Source organism: Mesorhizobium sp. USDA 4132, from assembly GCF_056279545.1.
Map to the genome: position 1 here is coordinate 1,312,727 of NZ_JBWCCP010000001.1, position 13,297 is coordinate 1,326,023.

Here is a 13,297-nt window from a genome sequence, read left to right on the forward strand (position 1 = left end):
CGCTACGCTATTGTCACCCCCAATGATCGACGCGCGAGACGCGGAAGCAAGTGGTTATGGATGACGATGCGGTGATAATCCCCATCGAAGCTCAGCAAGCGCTCCGTATTGCCCGGGAATGTTTCGGAGGCGCGCTCGTTGCCGCCTATCTGCACGGCTCGGCGGTCGCCGGCGGATTGCGACCGGATAGCGACGTGGACATCATGGTGATTGTCGATCGACCGACGACGCATATCGAGCGCGAACGTCTGATGACCTCGCTCATGAAGATTTCAGGGCATCCGGCGGATGGTAGCGGTCGGCGCCCCATCGAGCTGATCGTTTTCCATCGGGACGATCTTGCCGTGTCCGACTATCCGCCGCGGAGCGAATTCGTCTATGGCGAATGGCTGCGCGAGGCGTTCGAGGCGGGCCACGTCCCCCAACCGGTCAGGGATCCGGAACTGACCGTACTGCTGGCCCAGGCGAGGCTGAAGGCAAAGACATTGGCCGGTCCGGACGCTCCTGAACTACTGCGGGTCATCCCGGAGGCCGACCTGCGGCGGGCGATCGGAGATGCGCTTCCTGCCTTGCTCGGGTCGCTCCATGGCGACGAGCGCAACGTCCTGCTGGCACTCGTACGCATGTGGCGTACGCTCACAACGGGAGAGATCGTTCCAAAGGATGCCGCAGCCGATTGGGCGATATCTCGGTTGCCGAGAGAGGCTGCGGCACTGGTCATCTGCGCGCGCGATGGCTATCTGGGGACGGAGAAGGACGATTGGTCTCACCGTCGACAACAAGTCCATCGGGTAGCCGAGGACCTGAGCGGACGCATCGTGGCACTGCTGTAGTCATATGGTTGCGTAGCTGTCGGGGAATTGACCTACGCTACCCGCTTGCGACTAACCAGCATGGGCTGGTCAGGGATCAGCAGCGAGACGACGGTGCCTTCGCCGACCCGTGAACGGATCCGCATCTTGCCGCCGTGCAGGCCGATCAGCGAGCGGGAAATGGCAAGCCCCAATCCCGAACCGCCCTTGCTCTTGGCATATTGGCTCTGCACCTGCTCAAACGGCTGGCCGATCTTGTTGAGCGCGTCCATCGGAATGCCGATGCCGGTGTCGGCGATGGTCAGCAGCACCCCTTTTTCCAGTTTGCGGGCTCGCAACTCGATCCTGCCGCCATGGTTGGTGAATTTCACCGCGTTGGAGAGAATGTTGAGCATCACCTGTTTCAGCGCGCGGCGGTCGGCCACCATGTGGAGGCTGTCGCACAGGCGCTGATGGATGGCGATCTCCTTGTCCTGGGCGGAAATCGTGGTCAGCCGCAGGCTTTCCTCGATCAGCGGCTTCAGGTCAACCGCCTCGCACTGAATGCGCATATGGCCGGCCTCGATCTTCGACATGTCGAGGATGTCGTTGATGACATTGAGCAGATGTTTGCCGCTGTCGTGGATGTCCTTGGAATATTCCGAATATTTCGGCGAACCGAGCGGCCCGAACATGCCGTTGGCAAGGATTTCCGAGAAGCCTAGGATCGCGTTGAGCGGCGTTCTGAGCTCGTGCGACATGTTGGCGAGGAATTCCGACTTGGCCTTGTTGGCGGCCTCGGCGCGCTCCTTCTCCGCCTGATAGTTGGCATTGGCGACCGAGAGCTCGGATTTCTGGCGCTCCAGCTTCTTCTGCGAGGAGGAAAGGTCGCCGATCGTCGCCATCAGCCGGCGCTCGCTGTCGCGCAACCGCTCCTGGTGGCGTTTCAGCAGCGTGATGTCGGTGCCGACCGAGACCAGGCCACCGTCGCGGGTGCGGCGCTCGTTGATCTGCAGCCAGCGCTCGTCGGCGAGCTGCACTTCGGTGGTCCGCGAAAGGCCGCTGCCGTCCGGATCGGCGACGCGGCGTTCGATCACCGGGCGGGCGGCAGCCGAATTGACCGCGTGCCGCTCGGTGCCGGGCACCAGCACGCTGTCCGGCAGGCCGTAAGCCTGCTGGAAATGAGTATTACACATCACCAGCCGGTCGTTCTTGTCCCAGAGCACGAAGGCTTCCGACGTGCATTCGATCGCATCCGCAAGGCGCTGATCGGCTTCCGCATAACGCTGGGCGAGGCGATGCTGTTCGGTCACGTCCATGGCGATGCCGATGACATGGGTGCGGCCCTGGCTGGTCTTCACCAGCTGGGCGCGGGCGCGCATCCACACGTAATGGCCGGCCGCATGGCGCATGCGAAAAACCTGGTCGACCTGCTTGGCATTGCCGCGGCTGATGGCGCGGGCGAGCGCATAGATGTTGCCGTCGGTCGGGTGCATCATCCGCGCCGCGTCGGTAAACGAGATCACGTTGCCGGCAGGCGGCAGGCCGAGCATCTCGTACATCGATCCCGACCAGAACAGGCGCCGGTTGCTGACGTCGAAATCCCAAAGCCCGCAACGGCCGCGCGACAATGCGGTCTCGATACGCAGATTGGATTCGACGAAGGTCTCGTCGGCCTCGCGGGCGCGTTTCACCTGCATGTAATAGGCGTAGAGGATGATCAGCAGGATCGCCGAGATGCCGGTGAAAAGCGTGACGTTGAGCGAGACGTCGTGCCGCCATGCAAGATTGATGCTCTCCAGCGAATAGGCCGCCACGATCAGCACACCTTCGGTGCCGACCGCCTCGATGGCCGCGTAATGCGGAATTTCGCCGAAATAGGTCTCGATCACGCCGCTCTCGTCGCCGAACCGCCTGAGCGCGGCGGTCTCCGGCAGGACGGAGGTCAGGCGCCTGCCGATATAGCTGGTCGCCTGCTTGGTGCCGCCGAAGATACGGCCGGTTTCGTCGACGAAAAGAAAGAACGCGTCCGCCCCCAGCCGCTCCTGCGGCAGGAAGGCGGCGAGGCGTTTTTCCGCTGCAGCGCGGTCGCGGCCGATGAGCGCCGTCGCATCACCGGCAAAGGCAGCACTTGCGGTGGCTGCCATCAGAGCGGTCGATTGCCGAGCGGCGTTTTCCATCCGCGTGTATTCGGAGACGATGCCGAGGACGCGGGAGGCAGCGACAACGGTGAGGAATGCGATGATGAGAAGAGGGATCGAACGCTTGAGAACCAGCTCCACCCGCGGCAGCTGCCGTGCGATGGGCTTGACGGAAAGCCGCGCCTCGTCAGGAATGACCCGCCGCAAATTTCCAAGGCTCGGAAATTTAAGACGCAGCCGCCCCTCGGCCGCGGTTGCCCGCTGCACGTCCGACATGGTTTTCATGGTGTCCCTCATGGTGATTCGGCGCGCCGCTCGCCCGAATCTGCCTTAATGAATCATTAGTGATTCTTCGTGTCCAGAGGCTTGCTAAGATTTTTTTAACGTTTTGATTCAATTGCGAATCGGAAGAGTCCCGCAGGGCGGCAAACCGGCCGTCTCAGGAGACGGCCGGGCTTTCGGAAAGGCTGGTGCGGGTGGCCGCGATCGAAATCACCGCCAGCGTGATGATTGCACTGCCATAGACATACGCGGTATTGGAGAGGCCGAGCGTAGGCGCGATCAGTCCTGCGGCGATCGCGGGGATCGAGAAAGCGAGGTAGCTCTCGACCAGGAAGGCCGCGAACAGGCCGGCTCGCTCGTGGCTTTCGGCAAGCGGCAGGACGATCTTCAGAATGTTCGAGAAGATCGATCCGAAGCCGAGGCCGGCGGCCGCCGTGCCGAGGAAGAGGAGCCCGACGGCCTCAAGGTATACCCCGGAGAGCGTGATCAGGACGCCGATGATCAGCGTGGTCGCGCCGGTGAAGAGAACCCGCTGGGGCGCCCATGTGCGGAAGATGAAGACCGAGGCGGTGGCGCTGAGCATCAGCGCGGCGACGACTGTGCCGCCGACGAACGGTGAGGTAATGCCGGTCACAACGGCGACCAGCGTCGGCATCAGCGACAGATAGAAGCCCCCGAGCGCCCAGCCGGCGATATTGACCGGCGTGACCTTCAGAAGCGTCGCGCGGGCCCGTTGCGGTACGCTGATATGCGGGCGCATGGCAGCGAGCGCTCCTGGCCGTCCGGTGATCGTCTCCGGCATGAAGGCAAGCGCGATGATGCCGGCGACCGTCACGATAAAAAGAAGCGCGTAGATGAGATGCGTCGGCGCGGGGGCGAAAGCAACGAGCGTGCCAGCGGCGAGCGTGCCGACCATCAGGCCGAGGAAGGCGGTGATGCTGTTGAGTGTCGAGCCTCTGCGCTTGTCGGTATCGAGGATCGTCGCCCCGAAGGTCGGGAAGGCGATGCCGGTTGCGAAACCCTGGACGATACGGCCGACGAGCAGCGTCGTGCCCGACTCAGCCAGCATGAAGACGATCAGCGCCGCGGCGTTGAAGATCAGCGCCAGCAGGATCAGCGGCCGGCGGCCGAGATAGTCCGAAAGCCCGCCGACCGTCAGAAGCGCCGCGAGCAGCGCGAAAGAATAGGAACCGAAGATCAGGGTGATCATCGCCGGGGAGAGATGAAAGAGTTGCTGGTAGAGATGGTAGAGCGGCGTCGGTGCGCTGCTGGTCGCGGAGATCAGCACCGCGAAGATGAAACTGTAGACCGTCATCCGGAAAGCGGCTGGGGAATTGGGCGAGGGGAGGATACTGCTCATGGCGGTTCACCTTAACGCAATTTTTTAGCGTTAGCCGGATATAGTTGCATTGCCGGATTAATGCAATATCTTTGCATTAAGGAATTTCATATTCCGGCATGTGCCGGCAAGGAGAACAAAATGGCCAGGGAAATGGTGCGCCAGGGTGGGCGCAGTGCGCGCATCCAGTCGGAGGTGCATCGCACGGTACGGGATATGCTGAAGACCATGGATCGCGGCGCGATCACTGTGCCGATGATCGCCGAAAAATCCGGTGTGACGCCGTCGACCATCTATCGCCGCTGGGGTGATCTGTCCGAACTGTTGGCGGATGTCGCGGTTGCGCGCATGCGGCCGGTTGCCGACCCGGAAGACACCGGCGCGATGGGGTCCGACCTCGAAACCTTCATTCTCCAATATGCCGAGGAAATGTCATCCAAGGTTGGCCGCTCGATGCTGGCGGACGTGCTGGGTAGCATGGAAGGCGCCGCGGCGGGCCGTTGCTGCCAGTTCACCTATGATCACCTGGAGACCTTGCGCGAGCGCGCCCTGACGCGCGGCGAGAAAGCCTTCGACGTGAGCGCAGCGATCGACGCCGTCATCGCGCCGATCATCTACCACATCCTGTTCCGCGACCGCGAACTGACGATCGACTATTGCCGCTCGCTGGTCTCCCGCTTCCTTGGAAAAATGCGCCGGCGCTTGAAGCCGGCGCTTCAGGCTCAACCTTTCAGCATTCGCTCGACGATGTCGCGCACGTCGGTCGAAAGCGTTGCTGCCTGTTCGATCGTGGTCAGCGCTGCGCGCGCATGATCGGCGCGCTGCGGTTCCAGCGACCGCCAGGAGCGCATCGAGGTCAGGATGCGGGCGGCGAGCTGGGGATTGCGCGGATCGATCGAAAGGATCTGCTCGGCGAGGAACCGGTAACCTTCGCCGTCGGCCCGGTTGAAGCCGGTCGGGTTGCCGAAGGCGAACGTGCCGATCAGCGACCGCACCCGGTTCGGATTGGTGGCGATGAAACGCGGATTCTCCATCAGCGCCCTGACGCGGGCAAGCGCACCCGCACCGGGAATGGTCGCCTGCGTCGAGAACCACTTGTCGACGACAAGAGCGTTGCCGTCGAAGCGTGCGAGGAACGTGGCGAGCGCGTTTGTCGTTTCCGGCGCGTCCGGGAAACGATGGGCAAGCACCGCCAGCGCCTGGGCGAGATCGGTCATGTTGTCGGCGGATGCGAAGGCTGCGGCCGCGCGGGCCGGCGTTCCTTCCGCATAGGTGAGGTAGGACAGCGCGGTGTTGCGCAGCGAGCGCTTGCCGGCACTTGCCGCATCCGGCGTGAAGGCGCCGTCGACCTTCATGTCCTCGAACAGGCGCAGGAAAGTCTTGGTTCCGGCCTTGGCAATCTCCGAAAGAATGGCGTTGCGGCCCGCATGGATCGCATCGGGGTCGTTGTTGCCGCCGAGTTCGCGGGCAATGTCGGCCTCGCTCGCCAGCGCCAGCGCCTGGGCGCGGAAGGCGGGTTCGAGCGTCTCATCGCCGGCGGCTTCCAGAAGGGCCGCGACAAAAGACGGATCGCAGGCGATTTCCTTGCCGTCACGCGCGTCGCGCGCCGCCTGCATCAGATTGGGCAGGGCAAGGTCGGTCAGCGCCTGCCAGCGGGCGAAGAGATCGGTGTCGTGGCGGGCGATATGGGCAAGATCGGCCGGCGTCTGGTCGAGATGCAGGTTGATCGGCGCCGAGAACGAACGGTTGAGCGACAGGACCGGACGGGAGGAGATGCCTGAGAAGGTGAAGGCCTGCCGGCGTTCGGTCAGATGCAGCACGTCGCCGGTGACTTCGCCGCCGGCGACCTTGGTCGGCACTGCCGCCGAGCCGTTGTCGAGGATGAGCGCGAAGGAGAGCGGGATGTGCATCGGTTCCTTGGCCGTCTGGCCAGGGGTTGCCGGGATCATCTGCTCGAGCGACAGTTTGAAGGTGCCGCTTGCTTGGTCGTAGTCGCTCGACACCGTGACCAAAGGCGTGCCGGCCTGGTGGTACCAGAGCGAGAACTGCGTAAGGTCGCGGCCGCTCGCATCCTCGAACGACTTGACGAAATCCTCGACCGTCACGGCCTGGCCGTCATGGCGTTCGAAATAGAGGTCCATGCCAGCCTTGAAATCGTCACGGCCAAGCACCGTGGCGATCATCCGGGTGACTTCCGAACCCTTTTCGTAGACGGTGGTCGTGTAGAAATTGTTGATTTCACGGTATTTGGTCGGGCGGACCGGATGCGCGAGCGGGCCTGCGTCTTCCGGGAACTGTTCCGACTTCAGGTGCCGCACCTCGGCGATGCGCTTGACGGCACGCGAGCGCTGGTCGGCGGAAAACTCGTGGTCGCGATAGACCGTCAGGCCTTCCTTGAGGCAGAGTTGGAACCAGTCGCGGCAGGTGATGCGGTTGCCGGTCCAGTTGTGGAAATATTCGTGGGCGATGATCGCCTCGATATTCGCGTAATCCTGGTCGGTTGCGATTTCCGGGTCGGCGAGCACGTATTTGTCGTTGAAGACGTTGAGACCCTTGTTCTCCATGGCCCCCATGTTGAAGTCGGACACGGCGACGATCATGAAGATGTCGAGGTCGTATTCGCGGCCGAACCGCTCCTCGTCCCATTTCATCGAGCGCTTCAGCGCGTCCATGGCATAGGCTGCACGGGCTTCCTTGCCGTGCTCCACATAGATCTTCAGCGTCACTTCACGCTCGGACATGGTGACGAACGTGTCCTCGACCACGCCGAGATCACCGGCGACCAGCGCGAAGAGGTAGGACGGCTTCGGATGCGGGTCGAACCAGGCGGCGAATGCGCGGCCTTCGTCGTAACCGGCACCGCCCAGGAAATTGCCGTTCGACAGCATGACAGGATTGGCGGCCTTGTCGCCAATAATGGTGATCGTATAGGGCGCCAGCACGTCCGGCCGGTCCGGGAAATAGCTGATACGGCGGAAACCTTCCGCCTCGCACTGGGTGCAGTAGATCCCGTTGGTGCGGTAGAGGCCCATCAGCTGGCTGTTGGCTTCCGGATTGATATAGGTGGTGACGGTGATTTCGAACGGAGATTCGGCCGGCAGGTCACGGATCGTCAGGCTTTCCTGCGTCACATCGTATTGCGCCGCAGGCACTTCGTTCTGGTCGAGCAGCAGTCCAGACAGCGTCAGTTCGTCGCCATCCAGCACCAGCGGCGCCGAAAGGTCGACACCTTCGCGCCGGTGGAAGATCAACCGCGCATCAACCTTGGTGTTGGTGGGGTCGAGTTCGAAGGTCAGATCGACGCGTTCCAGGACGAAGTCGGTGGGGCGGTAATCTGCCAGATGAACGATCTGGCCCGTATCTGTTCGCATGTTGCTTCCTGAACCGGCTCTTCAAATTGGTGTCGGGAGCGTCGCAGCACTCCCGTCGAACTGGCACACACCCGTCGCCGCGCGGATAATTGCACGCAATGCTAAACGATTGTTGAAACTTTGGCTAAAATAAAGCGTCATTTCGATCCAGTATATGTCGCGCAACCTTTCACAAGGTCACGGATATTGATCGACCTATCATCAGATTTGATCCCCCTCACGGCACTTTTCCGTTACTTTGCCGCCAAACTGAATCTCCCCGGATTGCCTCTCCAACACGTCCTGTCAGCGCGGATCGGATTTCCGCCAAAATTCCCCCAGAAATCTCCATGAGTTGTTGATGTCCGCCGATGCCCTGAATCCCCTGCGCGGGATCATGTTCAAAGTCACCTCCGTGGTGATCTTCGTGATGATGCAGACCTGCATCAAATCGGCAGGTCCCGATATCCCGGCCGGACAGATCACCTTCTACCGCTCCGCCTTCGCGCTCGTGCCGATCATGGTCTATCTCGCCTTCCAGGGCGAGTTGCGCGGCGCCTTCCACACGAACAGCCTGACCGGCCATGTGAAACGCGGCTTTCTCGGCATCCTGTCGATGGTTTTCGGCTTTTACGGCCTGGTCCATCTGCCGATGCCGGATGCGATAGCGATCGGTTACTCCTCGCCGCTCCTGGCCGTGGTCTTCGCGGCGATCTTCCTGAAGGAGACGGTGCGCATCTACCGCTGGAGCGCGGTCATGGTCGGCATGGTCGGGGTGGTGATCATCTCCTGGCCGAAACTCACCATGTTCGAACAGGGCGGAATGGGATCGGAGCAGGCGGTCGGCGCCGCCTCCGTCATCCTCTCGGCAGTGCTGGCCGGCTTTGCGATGATCCAGACCCGCCAGCTCGTGCGCACCGAAAAGACGGCGACGATCGTGCTCTATTTCTCGCTGTCGGGGGCGCTGTTTTCTCTTGCGAGCCTGCCTTTCGGCTGGGCGGCGCTGACGATGCCGGAAAAGCTTTTTCTGATCGGCGCGGGCTTTTGCGGCGGCATCGGCCAGATCCTGCTGACCGAAAGTTACCGCAATGCCGATGTCTCGACGGTGGCGCCGTTCGAATACACCTCGATCCTGCTCGGGATCGGCATCGCCTATGTTCTGTTCGGAGATGTGCCGACGGCGGCCATGCTGGTCGGAACGGCGATCACTGTGTCGGCGGGGATTTTCATCATCTACCGCGAGCACCAGCTGGGGCTCGAGCGGAAGGCGGCGCGCAAGGCATCGCCGCCCGGGGCTTGATCAAGCCGGAGGTTTAGAGCGGGATCGCCGCGGTAACCGGATTGGTCTCGGCGCAGGCGCGGGCAGCACCCGCGCGGCTATATTCGCGCGAGGCGTTCACGGCAGCGCCGATGTGAGAAAAGTTCTCACGCAGGGTGCGGATCGGATGGAAAATGGCCGTCATGGCTGATGCTTCCTTGAGGCCGCGCGATCAACGTTCGCGGAAATCGGCGAAGATCGAAGCGGGACGGGTGATGCCGACCGGGCGCGCCATGGCGCAGGAGGTCAGCTGTTCGTTCGTCGCAGAGCCGAAATGGTGATAACCCTTCGTCGAGCGCGGCGACAGGCCGGCGATGCGAAGAGTTTCGAAGCCCGAATGGATCGGGCGGAAGCGGGTCGTCATTGGCCTTGGTTCCTTAAACCTAGAATTCCTCCCAAGACACACCGCTTATATTGCAGCGCAGCATCGATTCTGCAATGCAGCGAAACGCCGCACTGCCATGCGTGGCTTGCATGGCATTCTTCATATTTCCGTAACTTTGCATCAATTGCCGGGAAATTTGCCTGAAATGCGGGCAGTCAGTGCCCGTGAGAACGCATTTTGAACATCAAAAGGTCCTGCCAGGCGAGGGCCTTGTTGGCGGGGGCTGCCAGCAGTTCCTGCGGATGCAGGGTAGCGATCGCCGAGCAACTGATTCCACCGAAAGCAATTTCCCGCCATTCGCCGCGCATCGAGTGGATCGTGCCATTGCCGCCGAAGAAGAAGCGGGCGGGAAAATTGCCGAGCAGCAACAACAGTTTCGGTTCGGCGAGCGCCACCTGGCGCTCCAGGAACGGCCGGCAGATATCCATCTCGGCCTGCGACGGCATGCGGTTGCCCGGCGGCCGCCACGGGATGACATTGGTAAGCAGAACGCCATCGCGAGAAAGCCCGATCGCGCCGAGCATGCGGTCCAGCAACTGCCCTTGCCGCCCGGAGAAGGGAATGCCGTCCCGGTCGTCGTCCGCATTCGGCATCGGGCCGATCACCATGATGCCGGATGCGGGATTGCCGCTCATGAATACTGTGTTGCGCGCGCCGTTCTTCAGGTTGCAGCCGTTGAAGGCTTCGAGCGCGGTCTTGAGTTCGTCGAGCGAGCGGGCGCTTTCGGCGGCAAACCGTGCAGAGGCGACCGCCTGTTCATCCGGTACCGATACGGGCGCGGAGGCGGGTGGAGGTGCTGATGCGCGCGCCGCCGGAGCTGTGCGTTTCGGCGCTGCCGCGGCTGCCTGGGAGGTCGGCGCCTGCTCATAGTTCGTCGGCTGCTGCCGGGCAGACGCGGGCGCTCTCGCCTCGGCCTGGGCCGCCTTCTGGGCTGCAAACTGCGCGAACCGATCGACCGGCTCGTCCTCGACAAGCCACTCCACACCCGCATCCGCATAGAAATGCAGAAGGGCGGCAAGCTCGGGGGCGTCCATGTCTTTCGCGATGTTCATCACGTTCACACTACAGCATGTGGCGTGGGAGAGGGAACCGGTTTTGGCTCGAATGGGCGACGGCCTGTGGACGGAGACGGAGCGGCTGGCCGATCTCCCCCCTTGAGGGGGAGATGCCCGGCAGGGCAGAGGGGGTAACCTCTCGGCATATTCATTGGCCGAATGTTTTGCGCACCGTCGCCACCCCCCTCTGTCACCTTCGGTGACATCTCCCCCTCAAGGGGGGAGATCAGTGGGAGTATGCCGCCCTCAAGCCGCCCATTGTCCGATATCGTCGCTCTCACCGATCAGCGCCAGACCGTGGGCAATCGACAGCAGTTCGCCGCCGGTCTCGATCTTGCTCGCATCGAATCGCCGCGTGAAGATGCTGCGCACGGCCGGCACGAAGGAGGTGCCGCCGGTCAGGAACACCTTGTCGATCTCGGAAGGCGCAGTTCCGGTCTTTTCCAGCACCTCGTCGAGCGCGCCTTCGATGCGGCCGAGGTCCTCGGCAATCCAGCCTTCGAAATCGGTGCGCTTCACCATTTTCCGGCCGGCACGCCCAAGCGGCGCGAAGTTGAATTCCGCTTCCTCGGCTCCCGACAGCGCCATCTTGGTCGCCGAAATCGCCTGGTAGAGCGGGTAACCTTCGTCATGGTCGACGAGATCGACGAACAGTTCGAGCTTTTCCGGCTCCAGCGCCGAGCGCACCAGCGATTTCAGGTCGGTGAATTCGCGCGTGGTCTTGAAGATCGACAGCTGGTTCCAGCGGCCGAAATTGACATAATAGCCGGCCGGCACGTCCAGCACCTTGTCAAAACTCTTGAACTTGCTGCCCTTGCCGATTTCCGGGGACACCAGGTTGTCGATCATCCGGTAGTCGAAATGGTCGCCCGCAACCCCGACGCCGGAATGGCCGATCGGGGTGGCGGTCAGCTTGCCAGCCTTGGTTTCGAAGCGGATCAGCGAATAGTCGGTCGTGCCGCCGCCGAAATCGGCGACGAGAACAGTCGCGTCGCTCTTCAGCGTCTGGGCGAAATAATAAGCGGCCGCGACCGGTTCGTAGACATAGTGGATTTCCGGAAAGCCGAGCCGCGTCAGCGCCTCGTTGTAGCGTTCGGTCGCAAGCTTCGGATCCGGATTGGCGCCGGCGAAATGCACCGGCCGGCCGGCGATCACCCGCGACACGTCGGTCGGCCAGTTGTCCTCGGCATAGATCTTCAGGCGCTTCAGGAAGATTTCCATCAGGTCCTCGAAGACGTGCCGGCGGGCAAACACAAGCGTGCCCTGGAAGAGCGCGCTGGCCGCAAACGTCTTGATCGACTGCAGGAAACGACAGTCGCCGGGATTGTCGATGAACTGGCGGATCGCCGCCTGTCCGGCCTCGACCTTCAGCGCCTGCGCCCCCATCACCGGATCCTTCATGAAGGAGAGCGCCGTGCGCATCGAATCGCTCTCGCCGGCGCTGCTGGTGAAGCGCATCGAATGCGTGGTGCTGCCGCCATCCGCCAGTGCCAGAACCGTATTGGTCGTGCCGAAATCAAGCCCGAGCGCCCGTGCCATCGCCGTGCTCCTTTTATCCATCGAAAATCATTGAACCGGAACCCCCGGCAATGCGCCGGCAGGTTCCGAATGCGAAAAGGGCGCTTCTGGCGCCCCGGAATTTTTGAGAGGGCGGGTGATCGCACAAGGCAGGCGGGATGGCAACCCCGGAAGCCCTAGATTTCCAGCTGCCGCCGCGTCTCTGCGGCCATCTCCGTCAGCCAATTCCTGAACATCTCCATGGCCGGCGTCACGCTGCGGGATTTGAGCCGGGTCAGCCAGTAGCTGCCCTTCGAAATATAGACTGGGAACGGCTGTTCGATCATGCCGGCGGCGAGCTGGCGGGAAAACATCAGGGGAGGGGCGAGCGCCACGCCGGCCCCTTGTATCGCCGCCTCGACCATCAGCACGGAACTGTCGAACACCAGCCCGCGGATCTGCGGTGGGAGGACATGCGCCGCCTCGAACCAGCACGGCCATTCGTCGGCGCGGTAGGAGCGCAGCAGCACCTGGTGCGCCACGTCCTCCGGTGCCTTGAGTTGGCGGGCAATCGCCGGAATGCAGAGAACGGACAGCGGCGCCTCGAACAGCGGTTCCGCCTCGATATCGTGCCAGGCGCCGTTGCCGAACTTGATCGTGTAGTCGAGACCCTCGGCGGCGATATCGACGCGGTTGTTGTTGGTGGAAAGCCTCAGATCGATGAACGGGTATTTTTCCCGGAAGTCGGAAAGCCGCGGCAGCAGCCAGCCGACCGCCAGCGTCCCGACCGCCCCGAGCTTCAGCACCTCGCGCACATGCCCGTCTTCGAAGCGCTCCAGCATGGCGGCCATGCGGTCGAAACTCTCCTGCAGCGCCGGCAGCAGCGCCAGGCCTTCCTCGGTGATCATCAGCCCGCGCGGCAGGCGGCGGAATAGGGTGACGCCGAGCCGCTCTTCGAGCAGCTTTACCTGATGGCTGACGGCGGCCTGGGTGACGCAGAGCTCGATCGATGCACGGGTGAAAGAGAGATGCCGCGCGGCCGCCTCGAAGGCCCGCAGCGCGTTCAGCGGCAAATATGGTCGAACCATGGCCATGCCCTAATTTGATTCATGCCTGACCGCAGATATCATCGTTTGATT

General features: G+C 62.6%; 11 protein-coding genes. 3 read left to right on the top strand and 8 right to left on the bottom strand.

Annotated features, from left to right (window positions below):
- The first annotated feature begins 56 nt into the window (after nt 1–56).
- Complete coding sequence (locus ACZ9IU_RS06870) at nt 57–833, top strand: aminoglycoside nucleotidyltransferase ANT9 (protein WP_038541349.1); 777 nt, start codon at nt 57–59, stop codon at nt 831–833.
- A gap of 32 nt (nt 834–865) precedes the next feature.
- On the opposite strand, the gene ACZ9IU_RS06875 is transcribed toward ACZ9IU_RS06870, so the two are convergent.
- Together ACZ9IU_RS06875 and ACZ9IU_RS06880 are read right to left on the bottom strand one after the other, a co-directional pair.
- Nucleotides 866–3,208: a PAS domain-containing sensor histidine kinase gene (locus ACZ9IU_RS06875; RefSeq protein WP_051900058.1), complete on the bottom strand. Its 2,343-nt coding sequence runs from the start codon at nt 3,206–3,208 to the stop codon at nt 866–868.
- Nucleotides 3,209–3,371: 163 nt separating this feature from the next.
- Nucleotides 3,372–4,574 (bottom strand): MFS transporter, encoded by a 1,203-nt coding sequence (locus ACZ9IU_RS06880; protein WP_038541351.1) that lies wholly within the window; start codon nt 4,572–4,574, stop codon nt 3,372–3,374.
- Between the two features lie 120 nt (nt 4,575–4,694).
- Here ACZ9IU_RS06880 and ACZ9IU_RS06885 point away from each other — a divergent pair, with 120 nt between their 5' ends.
- Nucleotides 4,695–5,366 (top strand): TetR-like C-terminal domain-containing protein, encoded by a 672-nt coding sequence (locus tag ACZ9IU_RS06885; protein WP_498956920.1) that lies wholly within the window; start codon nt 4,695–4,697, stop codon nt 5,364–5,366.
- Here the strand turns inward: ACZ9IU_RS06885 and pepN are convergent.
- The gene (pepN, locus tag ACZ9IU_RS06890; protein WP_038541355.1) at nt 5,276–7,924 is read right to left on the bottom strand and encodes an aminopeptidase N; all 2,649 of its coding nucleotides are present in this window, start codon (nt 7,922–7,924) and stop codon (nt 5,276–5,278) included. The two genes, ACZ9IU_RS06885 and pepN, sit on opposite strands and share 91 nt — an antisense overlap.
- A gap of 340 nt (nt 7,925–8,264) precedes the next feature.
- On the opposite strand from pepN, the gene ACZ9IU_RS06895 reads away from it, so the two are divergent.
- A complete protein-coding gene (locus ACZ9IU_RS06895; protein ID WP_038541357.1) occupies nt 8,265–9,203 on the top strand; it encodes a DMT family transporter in 939 nt (312 codons plus the stop codon).
- A gap of 13 nt (nt 9,204–9,216) precedes the next feature.
- Here ACZ9IU_RS06895 and ACZ9IU_RS06900 read toward each other — a convergent pair whose 3' ends face one another.
- From ACZ9IU_RS06900 to ACZ9IU_RS06920, 5 genes are all read right to left on the bottom strand, one after another.
- Complete coding sequence (locus ACZ9IU_RS06900) at nt 9,217–9,366, bottom strand: hypothetical protein (protein ID WP_157885091.1); 150 nt, start codon at nt 9,364–9,366, stop codon at nt 9,217–9,219.
- Nucleotides 9,367–9,393: 27 nt separating this feature from the next.
- Complete coding sequence (locus ACZ9IU_RS06905) at nt 9,394–9,585, bottom strand: hypothetical protein (protein ID WP_038541359.1); 192 nt, start codon at nt 9,583–9,585, stop codon at nt 9,394–9,396.
- Between the two features lie 176 nt (nt 9,586–9,761).
- Nucleotides 9,762–10,658, bottom strand: coding sequence for a uracil-DNA glycosylase (locus ACZ9IU_RS06910; protein ID WP_038548959.1), 897 nt, complete (start codon nt 10,656–10,658; stop codon nt 9,762–9,764).
- Nucleotides 10,659–10,907: 249 nt separating this feature from the next.
- Entirely contained in the window at nt 10,908–12,200 is a 1,293-nt protein-coding gene (locus ACZ9IU_RS06915) for an Hsp70 family protein (protein ID WP_038541361.1), read from the bottom strand.
- A 155-nt stretch (nt 12,201–12,355) separates the two neighbouring features.
- Entirely contained in the window at nt 12,356–13,246 is an 891-nt protein-coding gene (locus ACZ9IU_RS06920) for a LysR family transcriptional regulator (RefSeq protein ID WP_038548961.1), read from the bottom strand.
- Between the last annotated feature and the right edge of the window lie 51 nt (nt 13,247–13,297).

Bases quoted from the DNA above. Each gene is read 5' to 3' on its own strand.
- ACZ9IU_RS06880 (WP_038541351.1), bottom strand. From the start codon at position 4,574: ATGAGCAGTATCCTCCCCTCGCCCAATTCCCCAGCCGCTTTCCGGATG.
- ACZ9IU_RS06895 (WP_038541357.1), top strand. From the start codon at position 8,265: ATGTCCGCCGATGCCCTGAATCCCCTGCGCGGGATCATGTTCAAAGTC.
- ACZ9IU_RS06920 (WP_038548961.1), bottom strand. From the start codon at position 13,246: ATGGTTCGACCATATTTGCCGCTGAACGCGCTGCGGGCCTTCGAGGCG.
- ACZ9IU_RS06870 (WP_038541349.1), top strand. From the start codon at position 57: ATGGATGACGATGCGGTGATAATCCCCATCGAAGCTCAGCAAGCGCTC.
- pepN (WP_038541355.1), bottom strand. From the start codon at position 7,924: ATGCGAACAGATACGGGCCAGATCGTTCATCTGGCAGATTACCGCCCC.
- ACZ9IU_RS06915 (WP_038541361.1), bottom strand. From the start codon at position 12,200: ATGGCACGGGCGCTCGGGCTTGATTTCGGCACGACCAATACGGTTCTG.
- ACZ9IU_RS06875 (WP_051900058.1), bottom strand. From the start codon at position 3,208: ATGTCGGACGTGCAGCGGGCAACCGCGGCCGAGGGGCGGCTGCGTCTT.
- ACZ9IU_RS06910 (WP_038548959.1), bottom strand. From the start codon at position 10,658: ATGAACATCGCGAAAGACATGGACGCCCCCGAGCTTGCCGCCCTTCTG.
- ACZ9IU_RS06885 (WP_498956920.1), top strand. From the start codon at position 4,695: ATGGCCAGGGAAATGGTGCGCCAGGGTGGGCGCAGTGCGCGCATCCAG.
- ACZ9IU_RS06905 (WP_038541359.1), bottom strand. From the start codon at position 9,585: ATGACGACCCGCTTCCGCCCGATCCATTCGGGCTTCGAAACTCTTCGC.
- ACZ9IU_RS06900 (WP_157885091.1), bottom strand. From the start codon at position 9,366: ATGACGGCCATTTTCCATCCGATCCGCACCCTGCGTGAGAACTTTTCT.